The sequence below is a fragment of the Leisingera sp. F5 genome, from assembly GCF_001593695.1.
In genome coordinates this window covers 52,133-76,312 of sequence record NZ_LUKH01000008.1, presented here as the reverse complement: position 1 = coordinate 76,312, position 24,180 = coordinate 52,133, and the positions used below count along the sequence as shown (strand labels likewise).

20 protein-coding genes are annotated in these 24,180 nt (G+C 61.5%); 6 read left to right on the top strand and 14 right to left on the bottom strand.

The genetic code is table 11. From position 1 onward, the window contains the following. Positions 1 to 59: 59 nt before the first annotated feature. From dnaN to A2I95_RS06730, 9 genes are all read right to left on the bottom strand, one after another. Positions 60 to 1,181 (bottom strand): DNA polymerase III subunit beta, encoded by a 1,122-nt coding sequence (gene dnaN / locus A2I95_RS06770; RefSeq protein WP_291729155.1) that lies wholly within the window; start codon positions 1,179 to 1,181, stop codon positions 60 to 62. Between the two features lie 259 nt (positions 1,182 to 1,440). Beyond that, complete coding sequence (locus A2I95_RS06765) at positions 1,441 to 3,891, bottom strand: FAD-dependent oxidoreductase (RefSeq protein ID WP_291729033.1); 2,451 nt, start codon at positions 3,889 to 3,891, stop codon at positions 1,441 to 1,443. 83 nt (positions 3,892 to 3,974) lie between these two features. Beyond that, entirely contained in the window at positions 3,975 to 4,988 is a 1,014-nt protein-coding gene (locus A2I95_RS06760) for a GlxA family transcriptional regulator (RefSeq protein ID WP_291729032.1), read from the bottom strand. 23 nt (positions 4,989 to 5,011) lie between these two features. Then, positions 5,012 to 5,908: a homocysteine S-methyltransferase family protein gene (locus tag A2I95_RS06755; protein ID WP_291729031.1), complete on the bottom strand. Its 897-nt coding sequence runs from the start codon at positions 5,906 to 5,908 to the stop codon at positions 5,012 to 5,014. Between the two features lie 124 nt (positions 5,909 to 6,032). After that, on the bottom strand, positions 6,033 to 8,480 hold the full coding sequence (locus A2I95_RS06750; protein ID WP_291729030.1) for an FAD-dependent oxidoreductase: 2,448 nt from the start codon (positions 8,478 to 8,480) through the stop codon (positions 6,033 to 6,035). 15 nt (positions 8,481 to 8,495) lie between these two features. Then, on the bottom strand, positions 8,496 to 8,867 hold the full coding sequence (locus A2I95_RS06745; RefSeq protein ID WP_291729029.1) for a GFA family protein: 372 nt from the start codon (positions 8,865 to 8,867) through the stop codon (positions 8,496 to 8,498). A 9-nt stretch (positions 8,868 to 8,876) separates the two neighbouring features. Continuing rightward, the gene (locus A2I95_RS06740; RefSeq protein ID WP_291729028.1) at positions 8,877 to 9,446 is read right to left on the bottom strand and encodes an XRE family transcriptional regulator; all 570 of its coding nucleotides are present in this window, start codon (positions 9,444 to 9,446) and stop codon (positions 8,877 to 8,879) included. A 201-nt stretch (positions 9,447 to 9,647) separates the two neighbouring features. Continuing rightward, positions 9,648 to 10,103 (bottom strand): GAF domain-containing protein, encoded by a 456-nt coding sequence (locus A2I95_RS06735; RefSeq protein ID WP_291729027.1) that lies wholly within the window; start codon positions 10,101 to 10,103, stop codon positions 9,648 to 9,650. Positions 10,104 to 10,196: 93 nt separating this feature from the next. Beyond that, the gene (locus A2I95_RS06730) at positions 10,197 to 11,369 is read right to left on the bottom strand and encodes an acetyl-CoA C-acyltransferase (protein WP_291729026.1); all 1,173 of its coding nucleotides are present in this window, start codon (positions 11,367 to 11,369) and stop codon (positions 10,197 to 10,199) included. Between the two features lie 95 nt (positions 11,370 to 11,464). Between A2I95_RS06730 and A2I95_RS06725 the strand changes: the two genes are divergently transcribed. The 3 genes from A2I95_RS06725 to A2I95_RS06715 all read left to right on the top strand — a co-directional run bounded on the left by A2I95_RS06725 (position 11,465) and on the right by A2I95_RS06715 (position 14,172). Continuing rightward, positions 11,465 to 11,809, top strand: a complete 345-nt coding sequence (locus tag A2I95_RS06725; RefSeq protein WP_291729025.1) for an STAS domain-containing protein — start codon at positions 11,465 to 11,467, stop codon at positions 11,807 to 11,809. Positions 11,810 to 11,844: 35 nt separating this feature from the next. Continuing rightward, complete coding sequence (locus tag A2I95_RS06720) at positions 11,845 to 12,294, top strand: ATP-binding protein (RefSeq protein WP_291729024.1); 450 nt, start codon at positions 11,845 to 11,847, stop codon at positions 12,292 to 12,294. 303 nt (positions 12,295 to 12,597) lie between these two features. Further along, on the top strand, positions 12,598 to 14,172 hold the full coding sequence (locus A2I95_RS06715) for a gamma-glutamyltransferase family protein (protein ID WP_291729023.1): 1,575 nt from the start codon (positions 12,598 to 12,600) through the stop codon (positions 14,170 to 14,172). 35 nt (positions 14,173 to 14,207) lie between these two features. Here the strand turns inward: A2I95_RS06715 and hspQ are convergent, their stop codons facing one another. Beyond that, positions 14,208 to 14,534, bottom strand: coding sequence for a heat shock protein HspQ (gene hspQ / locus A2I95_RS06710; RefSeq protein WP_260008565.1), 327 nt, complete (start codon positions 14,532 to 14,534; stop codon positions 14,208 to 14,210). Positions 14,535 to 14,620: 86 nt separating this feature from the next. Here hspQ and A2I95_RS06705 point away from each other — a divergent pair, with 86 nt between their 5' ends. Then, positions 14,621 to 15,502, top strand: coding sequence for an AEC family transporter (locus tag A2I95_RS06705; RefSeq protein WP_291729022.1), 882 nt, complete (start codon positions 14,621 to 14,623; stop codon positions 15,500 to 15,502). Between the two features lie 73 nt (positions 15,503 to 15,575). Next, positions 15,576 to 16,163, top strand: coding sequence for a lytic transglycosylase (locus A2I95_RS06700; protein WP_291729021.1), 588 nt, complete (start codon positions 15,576 to 15,578; stop codon positions 16,161 to 16,163). Positions 16,164 to 16,400: 237 nt separating this feature from the next. Here A2I95_RS06700 and A2I95_RS06695 read toward each other — a convergent pair whose 3' ends face one another. The 4 genes from A2I95_RS06695 to A2I95_RS06680 form a co-directional block, all read right to left on the bottom strand. Further along, positions 16,401 to 16,985, bottom strand: a complete 585-nt coding sequence (locus A2I95_RS06695) for an outer membrane lipoprotein carrier protein LolA (protein WP_291729020.1) — start codon at positions 16,983 to 16,985, stop codon at positions 16,401 to 16,403. Between the two features lie 79 nt (positions 16,986 to 17,064). After that, positions 17,065 to 20,085: a DNA translocase FtsK gene (locus A2I95_RS06690; protein WP_291729019.1), complete on the bottom strand. Its 3,021-nt coding sequence runs from the start codon at positions 20,083 to 20,085 to the stop codon at positions 17,065 to 17,067. A gap of 120 nt (positions 20,086 to 20,205) precedes the next feature. After that, a complete protein-coding gene (locus tag A2I95_RS06685) occupies positions 20,206 to 21,384 on the bottom strand; it encodes an aminotransferase class I/II-fold pyridoxal phosphate-dependent enzyme (protein ID WP_291729018.1) in 1,179 nt (392 codons plus the stop codon). A gap of 109 nt (positions 21,385 to 21,493) precedes the next feature. After that, complete coding sequence (locus A2I95_RS06680) at positions 21,494 to 22,825, bottom strand: amidase (protein ID WP_291729017.1); 1,332 nt, start codon at positions 22,823 to 22,825, stop codon at positions 21,494 to 21,496. Between the two features lie 111 nt (positions 22,826 to 22,936). On the opposite strand from A2I95_RS06680, the gene A2I95_RS06675 reads away from it, so the two are divergent. Next, positions 22,937 to 24,163: an FAD-dependent monooxygenase gene (locus A2I95_RS06675; protein WP_291729016.1), complete on the top strand. Its 1,227-nt coding sequence runs from the start codon at positions 22,937 to 22,939 to the stop codon at positions 24,161 to 24,163. Positions 24,164 to 24,180 lie beyond the last annotated feature (17 nt).

Genomic DNA, 24,180 nt, shown 5'->3' with positions numbered 1-24,180 from the left:
GGAGCTCCCTTGTTCATCTGGCCAAAAATATCCCCGCCGCAGGCATCGCCGTCAGGCGATCAGACCCGCATCGGCATCACGACGTAAACGGCGCTTTCGTCGCTGCCTTCGCGCATCAGGGTCGGATCGCCGGAGGAGTTGAACATGAACACAGCGTTTTCGCGGTCTACCTGATTGGCAATTTCCAGCAAGTACTTGGCGTTAAATCCGATTTCCAGGCGTTCGTCGTTATAAGCCACCGCCAGCTCTTCTTCCGCGGCACCGCTGTCCGGCGCATTGACCGACAGGATCAAACGGTCCTCTTCCAGCTGCAGTTTCACCGCGCGGGACCGCTCCGACGACACCGTTGCCACCCGGTCCACGGCCTGCGCGAACTCGGAGGCATCCACTTCCAGGCGGCGGGTGTTGCCGGCCGGGATCACCCGGGTGTAGTCCGGGAAGGTGCCGTCAATCACTTTGGACGTCAGGGTGATGTTCGGGGTGGCAAAGCGCACCTTGGTTTCCGAAACCGACACCGCGATGTCCATGTCGTCATCGTCCAGCAGTTTGCGCAGCTCGCCCACGGTCTTGCGCGGCACGATCACGCCCGGCATGTCCTCGGCACCCAGCGGAAGCTCGGAGTCAATCCGCGCCAGACGATGGCCGTCGGTGGCCACAGCACGCAGAACCTTGCCGCCTTCGGCACTGTTGGAGACATGCAGATAGACACCGTTCAGATAGTACCGGGTCTCTTCGGTCGAGATTGCAAATTTCGATTTGTCGAACAGGCGGCGCAGCACCGCGGCCTTGGCGGCGAAGTTCGAGTGGTATTCAGACGACGCCATCACCGGGAAATCCTCGCGCGGCAGTGTCGCCAGCGAGAAGTTCGACCGGCCGGCCTCCACCGTCAGACGGCCGGTTGCGGCGTCGGCACTCAGGGTAACCAAGGCGCCGTCGGGCAGTTTGCGGACAATCTCGTGCAGGGTGGTGGCGGCCACTGTGGTTGCCCCGGCGCGCTCGACCTGGGCGGGGGCTTTGTCGACCACCTCAATATCCAGATCGGTGGCGCGGAACTGGACACTGTCGCCCTCGGCTTCGATCAGCACATTCGCCAGAATCGGAATGGTGTTGCGGCGCTCGACCACCGACTGTGCCTGAGCCACAGCTTTGAGGAGCGTGCCGCGTTCGATGCTGATCTTCATGTCCCAAATCCTCTTCGTCATGCCCGTGTCAGTGGCCGGGACAAGCAACCTACCTGTTTACCCCTGCCGTACAAGGCTTTTTATGGATTTCTCCAAGGGTTTCCCGGCGGGGTCAAGAGGCGTCGGGCGGCATTCCGGCCAAACCATGGGAAACGTTGCAGCAGAACCCAAATCTGTCCCCGCGGGGACAGCTGCAAAAAACGCCCCGGCGTTGCAGCCGGGGCGTGATACGGGGCAGGTGAAACCACTGGAGAGGTGCTTAGGCCTTCACCCGCTCCGATTTCGGATCATACATTGGCTTAAGCGAAGCCTCGGCCTTCACACGGGTGCCCATAACGTCGATCTCATAGGTGGACCCCAGCACATCGGCCGCGCTTTCGCCTTCACACGGCACGTAACCCATGCCGATGGCAGCTCCCAGCGTGTGGCCGTAGTTGCCGGAGCTGAGGTAGCCCACATATTTGCCGTCGCGGATGATCGGTTCGTTGTGGAATAGCAGCGGCTCGGCGTTGGTCAATTTGAATTGAACCATACGGTTTTTCGGGCCGCTCTCCTTGCGCTCCAGCACTGCTGCCTTGCCGATGAAATCCGCCTTGTCGGTCTTCACAGCAAAGCCAAGCCCTGCGTCGATTACGTTATCCTCGCAGGTGATGTCGTGTCCGAAGTGGCGGAAGCCCTTCTCGATCCGGCAGCTGTCCATCATATGCATGCCGCACAGTTTCAGCCCCATGTCCTGGCCTGCGCCCCAGAGGGTTTCGAACGCATGGCCTGCCATGTCGGCGCCTACATAGATCTCCCAGCCCAGTTCGCCCACATAGGTGACCCGGTGCACGCGGGCGAGGCCCATGCCCAGCTCGATCTCCTGCGCGGTGCCAAAGGGGTTCACCTCATTTGAGAAGTCATTTGGCGACACCTTCTGCAGCAGCTTGCGGGCGTTCGGGCCCATCACCGCCAGCACGCCCTCGCCTGCGGTCACGTCGGTGATCACCACGCAGTGGTCGCCCACATGGCGCATCATCCAGGTCTGGTCGGCCAGACGCGTCACCGCCGGGGTCACCACCAGATAGGCGGTCTCGGACAGGCGGGTGACGGTCACATCGGCCTCGATGCCGCCGCGGGTGTTCAGGAACTGGGTGTAGACGATCTTGCCCGCAGGCACTGACAGGTTGGCGCCGCAGATGTAGTTCAGAAAGGTCTCGGCATCCGGGCCTTCGACGCGGATCTTGCCGAAGGAGGACATGTCGTACATGCCCACATTTTCGCGGACTGCCTTGTGTTCAGCTGCCGAATTCTCAAACCAGTTCTGCCGCTTCCAGCTGTATTGGTATTCGCGTTCCTGGCCTTCGTTGGCGAACCAGTTGGCACGCTCCCAGCCGCCGATTTCGCCCATCACAGCGCCCTGATCCAGCAAGTGATGGTGGAACGGGGTGCGGCGCACGCCTCGGGCGGTGGCCTTTTGACGGTAGGGGTAGTGGTCGGCGTACAAGAGGCCCAAGGTCTCTTTGGAGCGCTCGAACAGGTAGTGCTTGTTACCCTGGAACGGGTGCATCCGGGAGATGTCCACGTCGCCCAGATCAAAGGGTTTCTGGCCGTCTTCCATCCACTGCGCCAGCGCCATGCCAGCGCCGCCCGCCGATTGGATGCCGATCGAGTTGAATCCAGCGGCAACCCAGAAGTTGTCCATCTCGGGCGCCAGACCCAGGTGGTAGGCGTCATCCGGGGTAAAGGATTCCGGGCCGTTAAAGAAGGTATGGATGCCCGCCTCAGCCAGCATCGGCATCCGGTTGCAGGCGGCTTCCAGGATCGGCTCGAAGTGGTCGAAATCCTCGGGCAGCTGATCGAATTCGAACGTGTCCGGGATGCCGTTCATTGCCCATGGCTTGGCGTTCGGCTCAAACGCGCCGAGCAGGATCTTTCCGGCGTCTTCCTTATAATACGCGCATTCGTCCGGCACCCGCAGCACCGGCATCTGGGTCAGGCCGGTGATGCCTTCGGTCACGATGTAGAAATGCTCGCAGGCGTGCAGCGGCACGTTGACGCCCGCCATGCGGCCGACCTCGTGGCCCCACATGCCGGCGCAGTTCACCACCATGTCGGCCTCGATATGGCCCTGGGACTGCCCGTCGTCGCTGGCCCAGTCGACACCGGTAACGCGGCGGCCGTCCTTGGAGATGCTGGTGACCTTGATGCGTTCCTTGACCAGCGCGCCGCGCTGGCGGGCGCCCTTGGCCAGGGCCAGTGCGATGTTGGCCGGGTCGCCCTGCCCGTCTTTTGGCAGCCACACGCCGGCGGTCACGTCGCCCACGTTCAGGTGCTCGTAGCGGGTTTGCACCTCTTCAGGGGAGATTTCCTCGACCTCGACACCGAACGCGCGGGCCATGGCGGCCTGGCGGAAGATCTCTTCCTTGCGCTCTTCGGTCAGCGCTACGGTGATTGAGCCGCAGCGCTTGAAGCCGGTGGCAACACCGGTTTCTTCTTCCAGCGCGCCATAAAGTTCCTGGGAGTATTTTGCCAGTTTGGTCATATTGGCAGTTGCGCGCAGCTGGGCGATCAGGCCCGCGGCGTGCCAGGTGGTGCCCGAGGTCAGCTGCTTGCGCTCCAGCAGCACCACATCCTTCCAGCCCAGCTTGGTCAAATGATAGGCCACCGAGCAGCCGATCACGCCACCGCCGATAATGACCACGCGGGCCTTGTTGGGAAGATCGCTCATGTCATCGCTCCACAGTCAGTGTTTGCGCCTGATTATCATGGATAGGCGGCGTAAAATGCATCAAAAACGCCAAGCTTCCCCGGCTATTCTCCGGCTTTGAGGATATTTCCAGCCCCGCCTTCCCCCAGCCTGCGGCGCTTGCGCAGGGCAAAGGGGGTGATGCCGAAGAAGCTTTTGTAGAGCGAGGAAAAGCCATTCGGGAAGCCGCAGGCAAGGCCGATCTCCCGCACGCTCATGGTGGTGTTCAGCAACAGGTTATTGGCCTTAGACAGCCGCATTTCGCGGTAGAACCCGTTGGGCGTGGTGCCGAGGAAGGTCTTGAACTTGCGCTCCAGCGAGCGGGTGGAGATGCCAAGCTCGTCCACGATTTCGCTGATCGGCACCGGTTCTTCGATGTTGTCCTGCATGATCCGGATGCAATGATCCAAGTCGCTGTCGCCGGTGATCGTCGGCTTGGCGCCGGCAAAGGGCTGCAGCGAGGAGAAATCACGCACCTGTTCGTGCAGCATGATGTTGGCAACGGTCATCTGCGCCGCAGCCGAGGTCAGCCGCCCGACAAGCGCCAGCACGATATCGACGGTAGACCCCATGCCGGCACAGGTCACCACCAGCCCGTCTTCGCTTGCCAGGGCATGGCTGGAATCGTTCAGCCCCATACGTTCGCGCAGCAGGGCGGAGTTTTCCCAATGCGTCGTCAGCCGGCCGGCCGCGCCGCCCTGATCGCGGATGTAGCGGGCTGCGGCCTCGGCCAGCAGATAGACCTTACTGCCGCGGCAGGTATAGCCGGAGATCACCCGGCCCAGGCTGAGGCCCGGATGATCCGGGTCCGAATTGCCAAGGAAGAAGGCAAAATCCGCAGCAGGCTTAACCGCGAAGGGTTCGGTGTCCACGCTAAGGCCCGCCTTGCAGCCAACGCGCCCGCCCTGCAGGGATCGCATGGTCCATTTGAACGGCGGCTGCGCAAGCACCCGGTTGGCGATCCGCAGCACTTCAACCACAGCCGACATCTCCGTCAGCACGAATCCTTCGCTGACGATAATGTCTATGCTCCAGACCCGGGCCGGGTCCGCGGTTTTGAGTTTTTCCTGCGTTGCCATGCTTATCCCCCTGTCAGACGACGTCAGACGATCCGATGCCCGGCCGCGCACAAGCAGCGGGCCAGTTCGGCGATGTGGTCCGGGCCGACCTCGCAGCAGCCGCCGACGATGGTGGCGCCTTGCGCAACCCAACCCATGGCAAATTCCGCATACGCCGCTGGCCCCAGATCCTGGCGCTGCTCCAGCGCATCCACGGTGGGGGCGTCCTTCAGAAAATCCTCGGATATCCGGGTGAAACCGTTGGCATAGGCGCCGTAAGGCTTGCCGAATGCTTTGACGGTCTCCAAACCCTCGCCGATAACCTCGGGCCGGGAACAGTTGAGTAGCACCGCATCGGGCTGGAATTCCTCAATCAGCGGGGCAAGCGCGGCAAGCGGCTCTCCCGAGCGCAGCAATGTTCCATCCTCATCTGAAACGGATGCCGCCAGCCAGACCGGTTTGCCCGCCTCCGCACAGCCCAGCAGCGCGCCTTTGGCATGCTCCAGCGAGGAGACGGTTTCGATCAGGAAGAGATCAGCCTGCGGGCCAAGCAATTTGACCAGTTCGGCGTAGACAGGTTTTGCCTCATCATGCGGCGGGCAAATGTCTGGGCGATAGGAGGCGATCAGCGGGCCAAGCGCTGCCGCGACACGGCCCGAGCCATGGGTGTCCCGCGCTGCAGCGGCTTGCACGGCGGCCTTCTGCAGAAGCTCATTGAAATGATCTTCCAGACCTGCGCGCTGCAGCCGGTCGCGCAGAACCGCATAGGTGTTTGTTGTGGCAATCGTGGCGCCTGCGGCAAAGTAATCAGCATGGATGCCGCCGACCACCCCAGGCCGGTCAACCATCACCGCGGTGGACCACAAAGGGGTTGCGCGGTCGCCGGACCGTTTGACAACCTCCTGCCCGATCGAGCCATCCAGAAGCGTGATCTCAGCCATAACAAACAGTCCTTTGAGCGGGTTGCCTTGCGCCGCCAGGATACAGGAAACGATCCGGCGGCGCAGGCTGTCTTTTATAGGGGCATCAGCCCGGACCTATGCGGCCCGGGCTGATACGGGTTGATCAGGCGCGCAGGCGCTCGTTTGCCGGATCCCACAGCGGTTCATCTTTCTGAACCACGGCCCGGCATTTCTGCCCGTAGATCTCAACCTCCAGCTCGGTGCCCGGCACGGCCAGTTCACTGCGCACCATGCCCAGCGCGATTGAGGCGCCCACACGGTAGCCCCAGTCTCCGCTCGTGGTCTCGCCCACGATCTCGCCATCCTTGGAGATGCAGGACATGTAAGGCGCATCCGCATCGCCGGCCTCGACGATCATGGTGACAAAGGACTTTTTCACGCCCTGCTGCTTTTCGCTTTGGATTGCGGCCTTGCCCGGGAAATCCTGCGGCTTGTCGAGTTTGACAAAGCGCTCCAGCCCGCCTTCAAGCAGCGAGTAATCGGTGCTGAGGTCACCCTTCCAGGTGCGATAACCCTTCTCGATCCGCAAGGAGTTCAGCGTATACATGCCGAACGGCTTGGCGCCGCCTTCGATCAGCGCCGCATAGATCCCGGCCTGATGCGCGTTGGCGCAGTGCACTTCCCAGCCGAGTTCGCCGGCATAAGACACCCGCGCCAGGAAGGCAGGTTTGCCCGCGACCGTGGCTTCCTGATGGGTCAGCCAGCCCAGCGACAGGTCGGCGTCAGAGATGCCTGCAAACAGTTCCCGCGACTTCGGACCGGTGACAATCATCGTCGCGAATTCGGTGGTGCGGTCGGTCAGGGTCAGGCCAGCGGGCAGCGCCTTGCGCAGGATCTCAAAGTCGTGCCACTGGGCCGAACCTGCGGTGATCATGGTAAAGTGGTCTTCGCCATGACGAATACAGGACATCTCGGTCAGGATCCGGCCGCGGTCGTCCGAGACATAGACCAGGTTCATCCGGCCTACCTTGGGCAACCCGCCAGTGACCAGACCGCGCAGGAATTCTGCGGCGCCTTCACCATCCAGATTGAAGCGGGAGAAGCCCGGCAGATCCAGCACGCCAACGCTGTCGCGGACCGCTTCGCATTCTTCCTTGATGCGCTGCTGCCACGGGCCGGAGCGGCCCCAGGTGTGGGTGGCTTCCTCAGAGGTGTCATCACCCGGCTGCGCAAACCAGTTGGCGCGTTCCCAGCCGTTGTAAGCACCCATCACGCCGCCCAATTCCTTAATCTTGGCATGCACCTGGCTGACCTTCTTGCCGCGTGCGGCCGGCCATTCGTGATGCGGGAAGTGCATGGCGTATTCGTTGCCGTAGACTTCCATGCCTTTTTGGTCGCAGTAGTCCTGGTCAGTGTAGTCGGTGTAGCGGCGCGGATCGACCGCCCACATGTCCCATTCGGTCTGGCCGTCGACGATCCATTCCGCCAGCACCTTGCCGGCGCCGCCACCCTGGGCAATGCCAAAGGTAAAGACGCAGGCCTCAAACGCGTTGTCGACACCCGGCATCGGACCAATCAGCGGCAGGCCGTCGGGCGCGTAGGGGATCGGGCCGTTGATCACGCTGGACACGCCGGAGGATGCCATCAGCGGAACCCGCTCCATCGCGTCGGTCACGATATCCTCGATCCGGTCCAGATCGTCCGACCACAGCTGGAACGAGAAATCGTCCGGCATCTGGTTGTCTTCGGTCAGCCACTCCCCCTTGCAGTTCGGCTCATACGGGCCGAGGTTGTAGCCGTTCTTTTCCTGGCGCAGGTAATAGGAGACATCCACGTCGCGGATCAGCGGCAACTTCTTGCCGTGTTCCTTGCTCCAGGCTTCGACTTCCTCGATCTGCTCGGTCAGCAGATACTGGTGCGACATCACCATCATCGGCACGGTGCGGCCGCCATAGGGCTTGAACCATTCGCCGATACGCTGGGCGTAATAGCCAGCGGCGTTCACCACATAGTCACATTCGATGTCGCCCTTTTCAGTGTGCACGATCCAGGTCTTGTCCTCCTTCTGGGTGACGCCGGTGGCCGGGCAGAAACGGATGATCTTCTGACCCATGTCGCGCGCGCCCTTGGCCAGCGCCTGGGTCAGCTGTGCCGGGTCGATGTCGCCATCGGACGGATCCCACAGTACACCTTCCAGGTCGTGGGTTTCCAGGAACGGGTAGTTTTCCTTGGCCTGTTCCGGAGTCCACATCTCCATTTCAATGCCCTGGTAGCGGCCCATCGAACAGGCGCGCTCAAACTCCTGGATCCGCTCCTTGGTATGGCCCAGGCGGATCGAGCCGGACTGATGGTAGTTCATCGGGTAATCGACTTCTTCACCCAGGCGCGCATAGAGCTCGGTCGAGTAGCGCTGCATGTTCATGATCGCCCAGGAGGTCGAGAAGGTCGGCACGTTGCCGGCCGCGTGCCAGGTCGAGCCGGCGGTCAGCTCGTTCTTTTCCAAGAGCACACAATCGGTCCAGCCCTTCTTGGCCAGATGATAAAGCGACGAGGCGCCGATGACACCGCCGCCGATGATGACCACACGGGCCTTGGTTGGAAAATCAGACATGTTCGCTCCCTAATCTCAGTCCTTCTGCGGCACACCGTCCGCAATTTCGTAATAGTCGCCCTTGGAGGCGGCAAAGATGTGCTTTTCGACGCTGAGTCCGGTGTTCCCGTCGACTGCGCCCAAAGCAAAACTTGTGGTGTCTTCGTCGTGTGCCTTCCAGAACAGGAAGGATCCGCATCGCGGGCAGCTGCCGCGCTTGGCCAGTGTGCTGGCCTCGAACCAGCTGACCGGACCGGTGATGTTAAGATCTTGGTCGCGCACATAGGCCGAGGACCAAATGCCGCCCGATTGTTTGCGGCACTGGCTGCAATGGCACATGGACGCGCCCTGCGGCTGCGCCGCGGTTTCAAAACGGATGTCACCGCAAAGGCAGGATCCTTTGATCATTATCCCCTCCTAGTAGACCGGCGGTGCAATCACCCAGACGGCCACTGCGGGTTCGTCATAGGGATTCGACCATTGGTAAGGTTCATGTTTGATCCGAAAACTGTCGCCCGAACCAACGGTGAAGCTGCGGCCGCCGATCAGCAGGTCCAGCTTCCCCGAGATCACATAGCCGACCTCTTGCGTCGGCCGATGGGCCGGTGTTTGCATGCTTGACTGCGGGCGGAAGGTAGAATGCACCATCTCGAAATCATCCGTCAGGTCGGGCGAAAGCAGCTCTTCGATCAGCCCTTCCTCTCCCGATCCCATCGGGCGGCGCGATCCAGCGCGAACAATGTACCCATGCTCATCTGCGGGGGCGCCGGAATGAGCAAACAGCATCGACATCGGCACGCCTAGGGCCTCAGCAATCTGACGCAGATCGGAGATCGAAGGTTCGGACATATCCCGCTCAACCTGGCTGAGCCAGCCGACCGAGCGGTTCAGGATCGCGCCGATATCTGACAAGGTCAGCCCGCGGGCCTTGCGCAAGGCCCGGATGTCCGCCCCCAATGTCGCCGCTGCCAGGGTTTGATCGTTCACCGGCTCTCTCCCCACTCGTGAAAAAATCCTCTTGTTTTTCACGATGCCTCGAGTTCGTGAAATTTCCAAGCCTTTTTTCACGAACTAGCCGCAAACCAAGAAAAAACCCAACGCCTTCAGGCGCCGGGCTGCTTCTTTCTGGTCGAAAATACCTTGGGGTGAGGCCTTAAGGCCGAGGGGCAAAGCCCCTGAAAGCGCGAATCAGCTCTGGCTGAAGACCTGCCCCAGGATTGCAGCCAACTGCCCTGCGTCTTCCTCGGCAAACGCGTCCGGCTGGTTGCTGTCGATATCAAAAACCCCGATCAGCGCGCCTGCAGCATTCCAGACCGGCAGGACCAGTTCCGACCGTGTGGATGAAGCGCAGGCGATATGGCCGGGAAAGGCATCAACATCCGCCACCATCTGCACCTCGCCGGTGCGTGCCGCCGCGCCGCAAACGCCGCGGGAGAACGGGATTTGCAAACAGCCGTGTCCGCCCTGATATGGGCCGATCTTCAACAGCTCCGGTGCAACGGCGCGGTAAAAGCCGGTCCAGTCGAACCGGTCGTCGGCGTGATGCACCTCGCAGGCGACGGTGGCCATGAGCGCGACCTCATCCGTCTCGCCTTCGGTCAGTGACGCAATAGTCCGGGCAAGGGAAATGTAATCGGCCTGCATGTCTGACTCTCCTTGAACGCATTGAGGGGGCTGTCTGCCCCCTCTTGACCTGACGGTCAATTCACCCCCGAGAGTATTTTTCAAAGGAGAATGTCACACCCGCTCAATTGCAATCGCCGTGCCCTCGCCGCCGCCGATGCAGATGGCGGCCACGCCGCGCTTGAGGCCGCGCTTTTCCAACGCGTTCAAAAGCGTGACCATGATCCGGGCACCTGACGCCCCGATCGGGTGGCCCAGCGCACAGGCGCCGCCGTTCACATTCATCTTGTCACGGGAGATGCCCATTTCATGCATGAAGGCCATTGGAACCACAGCAAAGGCTTCGTTCACTTCCCACAGATCGACGTCTTCAACCTGCCAGCCAATGTTTTTCAGCAGATTCTGCGCCGCTGGAACCGGAGCGGTGGTAAACCAGCCTGGAGCCTGAGCATGGCTGGCGTGGCCCAGAATACGCGCACGGATTTGCAGGCCCTGCGCCTTGGCGGCTTCAGAAGACGCCATCATCAGCGCTGCCGCGCCGTCGGAAATTGAGGAGGCATTGGCTGCGGTCACAGTGCCATCCTTGCGGAAAGCCGGTTTCAGCGCCGGGATCTTTTCCGGGCGCGCCGACTTTGGCTGCTCATCCGTGTCCGTCACCACGCTTCCCTTGCGGGACGTCACGGTAACGGAGGCAATTTCCCCGTCAAACGCGCCGCTCTTCTGAGCTTCCAGTGCGTTGGCCAGCGATTTAAGCGCGTATTCATCCTGAGCTTCGCGGGTGAACTGGTATTTCTCAGCGCAATCCTCGGCAAAGGTGCCCATCAGGCGGCCCTTGTCGTAAGCATCTTCCAGCCCGTCCAGGAACATGTGGTCGATCACCTGGCCATGGCCGATGCGGGCGCCGCCGCGCATTTTGGGCAGCACATAAGGCGCGTTTGTCATGCTCTCCATGCCGCCGGCAATCATCGTATCTGCGTGGCCCAGCGCGATCTGGTCGAAGGCAATCATCGCCGCCTTCATGCCCGAGCCGCACATTTTATTGAGCGTGGTGGCCGGAACGTCATCGCCCAAGCCTGCCGAAAACCCTGCCTGGCGCGCGGGCGCCTGGCCCTGCCCCGCCGGCAGAACGCAGCCCATCAGCACCTCATCCACGGTGGCGGCGCCAGCGCCTTCCAAGGCCGCCCGGATCGCCGCACCGCCCAGCTCTGCAGCCGTCACCCCGTCATACATGCCCTGGAACCCGCCCATTGGCGTCCGGGCCGCTCCGGCGATAACAACATCTTTCATGCAATTTTCCTCCAATCGTCAAAATAATACCTACAGAATAGTAAGCTTTGCGGTCTAGAGTGCTGACAAATGACGTTACATCCCGGGGGACTGAAATGAGCCTGACGACCACCATGACGGACGATGCGCAGATCGTCAAAGTCAATGCCGAACGCATTGATGCCGCCATGGCCATCCAATTCAAGGAGGACATGCGCACGGAAACAGAATCAGGTGCGGACCGTGTCATCCTGGATCTTTCCGAAGTGCAGTTTATCGACTCCAGCGGGCTTGGCGCAATTGTTGCTGCGATGAAGCAACTGGGTGGCAGCCGCAAACTGGACCTTGCCGGGCTGACACCCATGGTCGAGAAAGTATTCCGGCTGACCCGCATGGATACGATCTTTGACCTCTATGGTTCGCTTAGCGATGCAATCGCTCCGGCTGGCGCAAGCTCCTGAAGACGAATGCGCTGTCAGCGCAAAGCGAGAAATCGATGGTAAAAACCTTTGCCTGCTCGTTCACGGCTACAAATATGGATGCCCGTTCCGGCATTTCTTCGATTGTGGCCCAGCTTCGGTCCCTGGGAGTTCCGGGTGCCCGTGCGGATGAGGTGCAAATTGCGCTGACCGAAGCCGTGAACAATGTGGTTGAACACGCCTATGAAAGCGCGCCTCCGGGAGACGTGCGGATCCTGGCAGAACTTTACCCTGAACGCTTGTGGATCAGCATCCAGGACGCAGGTGCCCCCTTCCCTAGGGGAGAATTGCCGGAGGGCAAGCCTGCAGATGTCAGCGTTCCGGCCGAAAGCCTGCCCGAAGGCGGATTTGGCTGGTTTCTGATCCGCGAATTGGCGAGCCAAGTCCAATATGAGCGTTCAGAAGGAAACAACAATCTTTCACTCTGCTTCGAAATCAAAGTGACCAGCCCGTCAGCCGAAGTCTGAACAAGACCCCGTTCTGCGGAGGACGGCCGCCGGTTTGCTGCATTTTAACGTTTCGCCATAATCGCGCCGCAATCCCGGCCCACCTCAGCCCGATAGGTATGCGACTTTTAACCGGTAGCTGAAACGAGCTTCCCCCGGTGCCGCGTGTTCTAGCCCCCACCAGTGCACGGCACCGGGGATACTTCCTTTGACATGTATTCCTGATCCGCGATGACGTTCCGTTCCTTCAGAACCGTTAAGGATTTAAGTTGCCTTCCCGCCGCGTGTGCCTAGCCTTTGCCAGGTGACAGCAGGAGCAGGGAAATGCGCGACTTTCATCTTCCGGGGCGATCAGCCGTCTTGGCCCGAAACGGCCTGTGCGCAACCTCGCATCCCTTGGCCGCCAGTGCCGCCGCCGACATCTTGAAACGCGGCGGCAATGCAATGGACGCGGCCTTGGCAGGGGCGGTCTTACTGGGGATTTGCGAGCCGCAAATGACCGGGATCGGCGGCGATTGCTTTGTTCTCTATTCCCGTCCCGGACACGGCGTTCAGGGCCTGAACGGATCGGGCCGCGCCCCCGCCGGGGCCAGCGCTGCTGCACTTCGGGCACAAGGGCTGGAAACGGTCCCGCTGGGCAGCCCCGACGCGGTGACGATCCCTTGCGCGATTGACGCGTTCTGCCGTCTGGCTGAAAGCGAAGGGCGGCTTGGGATTGATGCACTGCTGCAGCCGGCAATTCACTATGCCGAAGAAGGTGTTCCTGTGGCGCCGCGCACGGCGTTCGACTGGACCACCAGCGCATCGGCTTTGCAAGGCGTGGCCCGGCACCATTACCTGAAAGACGGTCAGCCGTTAACCAGCGGCGATGTGTTCCGCGCGCCCGGGCAGGCCGAAGTGCTGCGCCGTATCGCCAAAGACGGGCGGGATGCCTTTTACTCCGGGGAGGTGGCCGAAGATATGGTGGCCGCACTGACGGCGCTTGGAGGCGTCCACACTCTGGAGGATTTTACCGCTGCCAGCAGCTTTGCAACACAGCCGATTGACGGCCAGTACAAAAGCATGGGCCTGACCGAGCATCCGCCCAACGGTCAGGGTGCAACCGCGATTTTGCTGCTGAACATTCTCAATCATTTTGACATTTCCGGAATGGATCCGCTTGGCGCAGAACGTGCGCATATCGAGGCGGAGGCCGCCAAGCTTGCCTATGATGCCCGCAACCGTTTCCTGGCCGACCCCAGCCGTACAACCCGGCTGGCGCATATGCTGGCGCCTGAAACGGCTGCCCGGCTAGCTGCGCTGATTGACCCCAAGCGCGCCCTGCCGGCAGCGCGGCCGCTAACCGAGGCGGTGCACAAGGACACGGTCTATATAACTGTGGTGGACAAGGACCGCATGGCGGTCTCCCTGATCTATTCTATCTTCCACGGTTTCGGCTCTGGCATTGCGTCTGAACAATTCGGCATCCTGCTGCAGAACCGCGGCGCCGGCTTTACCCTGGAAGCGGGCCATCCGAATGAATTCGGATCAGGAAAACAGCCGATGCATACGATCATCCCCGCTATGCTGCAGCAAGACGGAGAGGTGATCATGCCGTTTGGCGTGATGGGCGGCGGTTATCAGCCGACCGGCCACGCCCGGCTGGTCTCCAACCTCGTTGATTTTGGCATGGACCTGCAATCCGCTGTCGATGCCCCTCGCTGTTTTGCCGATAACGGAGTGCTGAAAATTGAGCGCGGCTATACGGCTGAGGTTCGCGGGAAGCTTGCGGATATGGGGCATCGCGTGGTGGTGCCGGACACGCCGCTGGGCGGCGCACAGGCGATCCGGATTCATGCGTCGGGCGTGCTGGAAGGCGCCAGTGACCCACGCAAGGATGGCTGCGCCCTAGGATATTGATGCAAAGGTTTTCAGACTGCCGGAAGCAGAGGCATTCAGTTCAGCTGATAGTGCAACGCATAGGCGCCGCCATCGAAATTACCAAACATTTCAGGAACATCCGGGTGGCCTATAGGCTCCCCGGAATAGTCAGCCACCAGGTTTTGCTCTGAGACGTAGGCGACATAATAGCTTTGGTCGTTTTCCGCCAGCAGGTGGTAGAACGGCTGGTCCTTTACCGGGCGGCTGTCTTCCGGGATCGCCTCATACCATTCTTCGGTATTGGAGAACTCAGGATCAACATCAAAGACCACCCCGCGGAAGGGGTGCTTCCGGTGGCGGACGACCTGCCCGAGGTTGTATTTTGCGCGTGTTCTCATCATGGTCATGTTCGCCCCCGTACATTGTAAATAGCGCGCCCGCCAATCAATTGTCCAACTCTTGACGCAAATTTTCAGGGAAACAGACTGTGAACCTCGCTTTGACAGTACTCGAAATCACCGCCCCGGTGTTCCTGCTGGCCATGGCCGGGTTCATCTGGGTGAAACTTGGATTTGAGTACCGGACGCAGTTTGTAACCCGGCTGGCGATGACGCTGGCAGTGCCATGCCTGATCTTCACTGCACTGATGAAAACGGAGCTGGACAAGGGCGCGCTCGGGACCTTTTTGCTGGCCGCCCTGGCAGGCCATGCAGCGCTGGCCGGCATAGGCGGAATTGCCTGCCGCACAGCACATCTGGACCGCCGGACCTATCTGGCGCCATTCATCTTCGGCAATACCGGCAACCTGGGCATTCCGCTGTCGATATTTGCCTTCGGCGATGCCGGGCTTGGCTACGCCGTTGTCATGCTTGCCGTTTCGGCCATCCTGTCCTTCACCTATGGTATCTATCTTGTGGCGGGCCGCAGTGCGGGCAGCAAAGCAATCCGGGAACCGATGGTCTGGGCCACGCTTCTGGGCGGGCTGTTCCTGTGGCAGGATTGGGAAACTCCGCGTTTCCTGACAAATGCGCTGGAGTTAACCGGGCAGATGGCGGTGCCGTTGATGCTGATCACCCTGGGCACTGCGGTGGCACGGCTGACCCCTGGCAAGACAGGAACCGCTGTTGCACTATCGCTGGTGAAGTTTCTGATCAGCGCCGTGGCGGGCTGGGGGCTGGCGCTGGTTTTCGGTCTGGATCCGACAGCCTCTGGCGTGCTGATTCTGCAACTCGCGACACCTGTTGCCGTGACCGCCTATCTGCTGGCAGAGAAATTCGAAGCCGATTCCAGCGCTGTGGCCGGGCTTGTAGTGGTCTCAACCCTGATGTCAGCGGTATTGCTGCCACTGCTGCTGACCCAGCTTCTGTAATTGTGATTTCCTCGCCTGCCGCAATCCGCTAAACTTGCCGCAAAATAACCCAAATCAAAAATGGGCAGAGGCAATGAGCAGAATAATCAGCGCCCTCGTTCTCCTCATGGCGGTTGCGTCCTGCGGAGGCGGGCACAAAGCGCCGCCGCGCAATCTGGATAATGCGTGCAGCATCATTCAGCAGCGGCCCGAATACCTGAAAGCTTTCCGCGCGTCCCAGCGCCGCTGGGGTGTCCCGGTGCATGTTCAGATGGCAACGATCTATCACGAAAGCCGGTTCCGCGGCGATGCCCGCACACCGCACCAATACCTGCTGGGCGTGATTCCGGTCGGCCGGCAATCCAGCGCCTACGGTTACAGCCAGGCGCTGGACGGAACCTGGGACGATTACCGGCGCGATACCGGCCGGCGGCGGGCCAAGCGCGACCGAATCAGCGATGCGGCCGATTTCATGGGCTGGTACATGCGCAAGAGCCGCGAAAAGAACGGCATCCAGCTGTATGACGCGCGCAATCAATACCTCGCCTACCACGAAGGGCATTATGGCTACTCACGCGGCAGCTACCGGTCTAAACCTTGGCTGCAGCGTGTTGCCGGAAAGGTCGAATCCCGCGCCCAGACCTATCAGGCCCAGCTCGCGACCTGCCGCAAGTTCCGCTGAGATCCGGAAGCGGCGTTCTCCCGCCCGCTTCTGCAGCTTTCTTTGTGAAAGCATCAGAAACCGTTGGGCCCGGCACTGCGCTACGGCGCAGTGCCGACGCGGTGCCGACGCGGTGAAAATATTCCCTAACAGATGATTTCAGGCGGGTTCGCGCCGGGCATCCGCCCGGTGCCGGGCCCAAGGCCGTCAGACTGTTCGGGCAAAGCCCGTGCAGCCGCGGGCGCGGGAGCCGCTGCCTCAGCGGGATCTGCCGCTGGTTGTGAACAGGCTGGAGGACAGTTTTTGGCCGGTTTCCATTGCACCCAGAATCACGGTTGTCTGGCCGCCCGCACTGTCGTGAATCACCCATTTGCGCAGCTCTACCGGCGCGCCGGTGAACATCATTTCGATACTGCCATAGTCCGGGTGTTCCGGGTCCTGTGCCCGCACAATAGTAGAGGTGCCGTCAAAACTGTGCCCCACCACCATATTGGCGCGCCCTAAATTCACGTTGCGGTCCAGGATAATCGACAGCGGAGTCCGTTTGAGCGGATAGGTTTCGGGCGGCTGGTTCGATTTGGGGTCGTGGATCACCACCGCCCCGCCGCCGGCAACCACTGTGCCGCCGCCCTTGCCGTCATATTCAAACCGCATCCGGCCCGGGCGGTGCATATAAAGCTTGCCAGTCGACAGGCTGCCGTCGTCGTTGATCTGGGTGAAGGGTGAAGCCGCGGTGGAAATCCCGTTCAGATAGCGGGAAATCTCATTGAGGCTCAGCTGTTCAGCCGCCCAAGCGGCCGGAGCGGCAAGGGTCAGCGCAAAGGCGAGTGCAATCCGTTTCATGGCCTCAACATAGGCACGCTGCTGCAAAAGTGAAGATGCCGCCCCCCTACGGATCCGGCATCGGCAGAATTTCGTCAGCTTATTGTTCGGGAACCAGAATTTCCCGCTTGCCCACGTGGTTGGCAGCCGAAACAACGCCCTCGTCTTCCATCTGCTCAACCAGCCGCGCGGCTTTGTTATAACCGATCGCCAGCTTGCGCTGGATGTAGGAGGTGGAGCATTTGCGGTCCTTGACCACAATGGCAACTGCGGTGTCGTAGAGGGCATCCTCGGTATCGGTATTGCCACCGGTGTTCAGCCCCAGAACCGCATCGATGTTATCGGCCTTATCCTCGCCCGGGCCGTCCAGAACGCCGCCGACATAATCCGGCGGACCGAATTGCTTGAGGTGGTTGACCACTTCCTCGACTTCTTCGTCCGAGCAGAACGGCCCGTGGCAGCGGGTAATCTTGGCGCCGCCCGCCATATAGAGCATGTCGCCCATTCCCAAAAGCTGCTCGGCGCCCATTTCGCCCAGGATGGTGCGGCTGTCGATCTTGGAGGTCACTTGGAAGGAAATCCGGGTCGGGAAGTTGGCCTTGATGGTGCCGGTAATGACGTCGACCGAGGGACGCTGGGTCGCCATGATCAGGTGAATGCCGGAGGCCCGGGCCATCTGCGCCAGGCGCTGGATGCAGGCCTCGATTTCCTTGCCCGCAACCATCATCAGGTCGGCCATCTCGTCGACGATCACAACGATATAGGGCAGTGCCTTGGGTTCGAATTCTTCGGTCTCAAACACCGGCTCGCCTGTGTCGTCGTCAAACCCGGTCTGCACGGTGCGCGAAAACAACTCGCCTTTGGCCAGTGCTTCCTTCACGCGGCCGTTGTAGCCCGCGATATTGCGCACGCCCATTTTAGACATCTTGCGGTAGCGGTCTTCCATCTCGCCCACCACCCATTTCAGGGCGACTACGGCCTTTTTCGGGTCGGTCACAACGGGCGAGAGCAGATGCGGGATACCATCATAGACGGAAAGCTCCAGCATCTTGGGGTCGATCATGATCAGGCGGCATTCATCCGGTGTCAGCTTGTACAGCAGCGACAGGATCATGGTGTTGATCGCCACCGACTTACCGGAGCCGGTGGTGCCTGCAATCAAGAGGTGAGGCATTTTGGCGAGGTTGGCGACCATGGAATCACCGCCGATGTCTTTGCCCAGTGCCAGCGGCAGCGCATGGTTGCCGTCGCCGAAATCCCGGGATGACAGGATCTCGCGCAAGACCACTTTTTCGCGCTTTTCATTCGGCAGTTCGATACCGATCACCGTGCGTCCGGGCACGGTTGAAACCCGCGCAGACAGCGCCGACATCGAGCGGGCGATATCATCCGCCAAGCCGATCACGCGCGAGGCTTTAAGGCCCGGTGCCGGTTCCAGCTCGTACATGGTGACAACGGGGCCGGGACGGACCGAGGTGATCTCTCCCTTGACGCCATAGTCATCCAGAACGGCTTCCAGCATCCGCGCATTTTCTTCCAGCGCTTCGTCACTCAGGTGATGGCGCTCGATGCCGCTCGGATTGGTCAGCAAGCTCAGCGGCGGCAGTTCGAAATCGCTGCCGCTGTCATCGAAGGCCAGGTTGGGCTGCGCTTCGGCCTTGGCACGTGCCGAGGGCTGTACGGTTTTGCGGGCCGGCTGTTCGACCACGGCCTTGCGCGGCTCGGCCACGGGCAGATCCACGGTCAGGCGCGGCCCCGGCGCCGGGCGTGGTTCGGGCGCGGAGGGAATTGACGCAGGCGGTTCCACAGCATCCGGCAGATCCTCGGACGGCACGTTGTCCGGAGCTATCGTACTGTGATCGGGAACAGAGTCTGCAACCTCAGCTTCGCCCTGCCGGTCAGCATCCGGCGCTTCCGAACCAAAGGCGTCATCTGTGGCAACCTGCCAGGACAGCGATGGGTCCTCCGGCAGCGGCGGCATCGTTGCAAGCGCAGCGGTCAACGGCGGTTCAGGCGGCAGGCCGTCTTGGGCCATGGCAGGATTGTAGATCAGCGGTGCAGGGCGCTGGCCGCGGCCTTTGGTCAGCGGCAGGGCCGGATCCTGCTCCGGCGGCACATCCGCTGCCCGGCGAATGCGCACGGCATTGGCGATTTTCTGGGAGATCCGATCTTCGCCACCCTCGCCATCAGCCAGAAATTCACTCTCGTCCTCTTCCTGCAAGTCAGCCGCATAGGAGCGGTCCGCCTCCGGTGCAGGGACTACACGGCGGATCAGACCGGGCACACGCGACAGAAGACCGCCTTTGGCAGGCGGTTCCGGCTCTTCCTGCTGGCTATCCGCAATGTATGCGTCTTCAGCGTAATCCTCGAACATCTCCGGCTCAGCGTCAGCAGCGTCATAAGCAGTTTCTTCCGCTTGCTCCGCCCGTGTTTTGCGATAGGTCATTGCCGCCTGCAGCCCGCTGGAGGCCCCGCGCCCCAGCAATGCGGCCACAGCGCCATAGCCCAGGATCAGGCCGATCACTACCTTGTGCAGGCCCTTCTTCACCTCGGGCCAGGTAAAGCCAAGCACCGCACAGCCAAGCGCCAGCATTCCCGCGGCACTCAGCAGCGACATGATTTTCACCATGAAATGCAGACCCACAGGCAGCAGCGCCAGCAATGCGCCCAGGAAGGTATAGCCAACCATGCCGCCAAGACCGAAGTCATAGTTCTGCTGCCAGGCGCTGCTGGCGTTCAGGGTTTCCATGTGCAGCGCCACCACCAGCAGCCACGGCACCGAAAAAAGCAGCGGCCAGACCACCCGGTCCTCGCCCCGGTGCAGCACAAACCGCAGACCCCAGGCTGACAGAAACAGAGGCACGGCCCAGCTGGCCTTGCCGAACAAGGTAATCAGGATGAAAGAGACAGAAGCGCCGGGACGGCCCAGCCAGTTCTGCACTGGCGCATCCGTGGACACAGTCCAGTTCGGATCGTCCGGCGTATACGACCCCAGCATGGCGGCAACCATCAGCCCCACGAGGATCAACGCAATCCCGATTAACTCCTTGCCGCGCTTTTCAATAGCCGCCTGCATATTGCTGTCGAGCAGCGGATCGCGGCTGCGGGTTTGAAATGCCATGCCTACCTCAGTTCCGTTTCTTTTGCCCGTGCCTGCTGTTACCCGCAAGGTCACGAACCTGTCCGTTTATTGGTCTTGGCTGCGCGGCCCCAGCCAGGCGCCGCGCAGCGAAAGTTCAGTTCAGTAAAGACACCCGCGCACTGTGCTCAGCGCCGTGCGGGTGTCCTCGGCGGGGGCGACCAGCGCCACCCGGATGTAGCCTTCGCCCGGGTTCTGCCCAGGTTCGCCTTGCGCCAGATAGGCGCCGGGCAGCACCCGCACACCGGTCTCCTGCCACAGCTTCAGTGCGGCCTGCTCGCCATTTTCCACCGGAAGCCAAAGGAAGAAGCCCGCTTCGGGCGCCATATAGCCGTTGAGACCGGCAAAGACCTCATCGGCAATTTTGTATTTCTTCTGATAAAGCGCGCGGTTTTCCACCACATGCGCCTCATCCGCCCAAACCTTGGCCGCGGCAGCCTGCAGCGGGGCCGGCAGCGGGGCACCGGAATAGGCGCGCAGCTGTTTAACACGTTTGATGGTTTCCGGACCGCCAGCAATCAATCCAGAGCGCAGCCCCGGAAGGTTTGAGCGTTTCGACAGGGAGTTGAACAAGACCACACGCTCAGGATCGGCGCGCAGTTCCTGGGCAACAGTCAATGCACCAACGGGGGCCTCACCGCGGTAAATCTCGGAATAGCATTCATCTGCGAAGATGCGGAAATCGTATTTCTCGGCCAACCGGATCAGCCGGGTCCAGTAGCCGCGCGACGCGACAGCGCCCTGGGGGTTGGCGGGCGAACAGATATAGGCCGCGGCGGTGCGGTTGAGCACTTCCTCGGGCAGGTTCTCATAATCCGGCAGATGGCCGGTGGCCGCCGTTGCGGGCACGAATACCGGCTCTGCCGCGACCGAAATCGCAGCCACCATATAGACCTGGTAGAAGGGGTTCGGAATCAGCACCACCGGCTTTTGCCCGTTCTTCTGCTCCGGACACAACGCCATTGCGGCATTGTACAGCCCTTCGCGGGTCCCGTTCAGCGCCATGACTTGCGTTTCTGGGTCCGCGGTCACGCCGTAACGGCGGGCTATCCAGCCGGCGATGGCACCACGCAGTTCAGGCGTGCCGTCGTTGTTAGGATACTGGTTAAACCCGGAGGCATTATCAGTGATGACATCGGTGACCCAGGCCGGAAATGCATGTTTCGGCTCGCCAATGGTCATATGCACCACATCCCCGCCGGGTGTGTGATGGTCCAATAACGCCCGCAGGCGCGGAAACGCATAGGCTGGCAGGTTTGAAAACCGCTCAGGAAAATCCATATCTAATGCCTCGGTCACAGGATCATTGGCGCCCCGTTTGCGCCTCAGGTTACAGGTGGCGGGCGGGTGCGTCCACCCGGTGAAGTGCCCGATGGGCCGAATGTGGCTTTCAGGCCAAGGCCATTTCAATCGCGGCGCCGGTGCGCAGCAGAGCCTCTTCGCAATCCGGCTGGCCCATCACTTGCAGTCCGCAACTGGGCGTGCCCGTGGGCAGCGAAAGCGCGCACAGCCCCATCAAGTTGCCGATCCGCGTATTGCGCAGTGCCAGCAGGTTGGACTGCACATAATAGTCATGATCGCTTTGCAGCCTGTTCAAGTTCGGCGGCAGGATCGGCGATACCGGGCTGAGCACCGCATCAAACCCGGCTGCCGCCAGATCCCAGGCCATCCGGCATTGCTCCAGTTTACCCCAAGCCGCGACATAATCCGAACCGCTGAACTGCGCACCCGAGCGGAAGCGCTCAAGGATTTCAGAATACATCAGATACGGCGTTGCCTCGATCACGTCTTTCCACAGGCCATAGGCTTCGGTGGTGTAGAGAATCGGGCTAAGGCCCATTGCCTCCTCAAGCTCTGGCACTTCTAAAGGCACGATTTCGGCGCCGGCCTGTCTCAGCCTGTCCAGTGCCTCACGGTGTGCGGCCGCAACTGCCGGGTCCAGATCGTTCTGCGCCACGGTCTGCAGGTCAGCAAAACGGCGCCCTTTGAGCGGCGCAGGATTGCGCAGATCCGGTCCCGCCGTTCCCTCCAGCAGCCCCAGCAGCAGCCCGGCATCCTCGACCGAGCGGGCCAGCGGACCGATGGTATCGAACTTCAGGCACAGCGGCACCACACCCTCCAGCGTGACTCGGCCCGAAGTGGTCTTGAGGCCCGCCAGGTCATTCCAGGCTGACGGAATACGGACCGAACCGCCCGTGTCAGAGCCGATCCCGGCCGCGGCCAGGCCAAAGGCAACCGACGCAGCCGCCCCGGAAGACGAACCGCCTGGTGCGGCGTCCGGATCATTCACACAAGGCGGCGTTTCCTTGATCGGATTGAAGCCAAGGCCTGAGAACGCCAGTTCGCTCATATGTGTTTTGCCCAGGCAGACCGCCCCCATAAGGGTTGCGTTGTGCAGGACCGCTGAATCGTGTTCCGGAACCCGGTCTTTCAGCAGATCCGAACCGGATTCGGTTGCGGTGCCCGCACTGTCAAACAGATCCTTCCAACTGACCGGCACCCCGTCCAGCAGCGACCTGCGCAGGCCGAGATCCGCACGTGCCTGCGCGGCTTCTGCCTCGGCCAGGGCGCGATCATGTGTCACTTGGGTATAGATCCGGTCCTTCAACGGGTGCGCATCAATGGCGTCCAGATAGCAGCGGGTCAGCGCCACCGGACCGATTTCACCCGCCTCGATCCCCCGCCCCAGATCAGCGGCGGTCATTGTCAGCCAGTCTTGCATCAGCCCGTCTCCCCAAATGCAGTTGATGCAAACGGTAGCGGCAGTAAGACACAGGCACAATCCCGCGCTTCCCGGATGGACAATCCCGCCAGCAGGCGCATATTGCGGGGCATGAAAAATGCGTCTGATATCCTGATCGTAGGCGGCGGGCTGAACGGCCCCGCGCTGGCCCTGGCTCTAGCGCAGACCGGCCACAGCGTCACCGTGGTTGACGCGCATACCCCGGACAAGCTTGCCGACGAGGGCTTTGACGGGCGCGGCTATGCGCTGGCACTGGCGTCGCAGCGGCTGCTGCAGCAGACTGGCGTCTGGCAGCAAGCCGGCAACAACGCGCAACCCATGCTGGAGATCAAGGTGACAGACGGCCATGCAGGCCAGGGACCATCGCCTTTCTTTATCCACTTCGACCACGCCGAGCTGGAAGAAGGCCCGATGGGCTATATGGTTGAGGACCGTTTTTTGCGCCGCGCCTTTCTGCAGGCTATGGAAGACGCGCCGGGCATCACTCTGGTATCCGGGCGCACGGTGGTCGCCCAGGCACCGGATCAGACCGGTGTCACCGTCACCCTGGATGACGGCGGCGAGTTGCGCGGCCAGGTTCTGGTCGGCTCGGACGGGCGCCGCAGCGGCACTGCGCAGCGCGCAGGCATCAAGCGCACTGGCTGGGACTATGGACAGACAGCCCTGGTCTGCGCCATCGACCATGAGAAACCGCATCACGGCATCGCGCATCAGTTTTTCATGCCGCCTGGCCCGCTGGCAATCCTGCCGCTGCCGGGCAACCGGTCCTCCATCGTGTGGAGCGAGCGGACGGAGACCGCCAAGGCCATCCACGCGCTGACTGACGCCGAATACATTCAGGCGCTGCGGCCGCGCTTTGGTGATTTTCTCGGAGAGATTTCCCTGGCGGGCAAACGCTTCACCTATCCGCTGAACCTGACCATCGCCAACAGTTTTATCGGCGACCGCATGGCGCTGGTGGGGGATGCGGCGCATGGGATGCACCCGATTGCTGGTCAAGGGCTGAATGCAGGCCTGCGGGATGTCGGAGCATTGGCCGAAGTGATCACCGAGGCCACACGGCGCGGCGAGGATATCGGCTCATCCCTGGTGATGGAGCGTTACCAGCAATGGCGCCGGTTCGACACAGCCTCATTGGCTGCAGCCACGGATGTATTCAACCGGCTGTTCTCCAACGACAACCCGCTGCTGCGTCTGGGACGGGACATTGGCATGGGTTTGGCTGGAGCGATCCCTGGCCTGCGCCGCAATTTCGTGCGCGAGGCGGCGGGCCTGACCGGCGACTTGCCCAAGCTGTTGAAAGGGCAGCCAATCTAAGGCGTTGACGCCGGCAT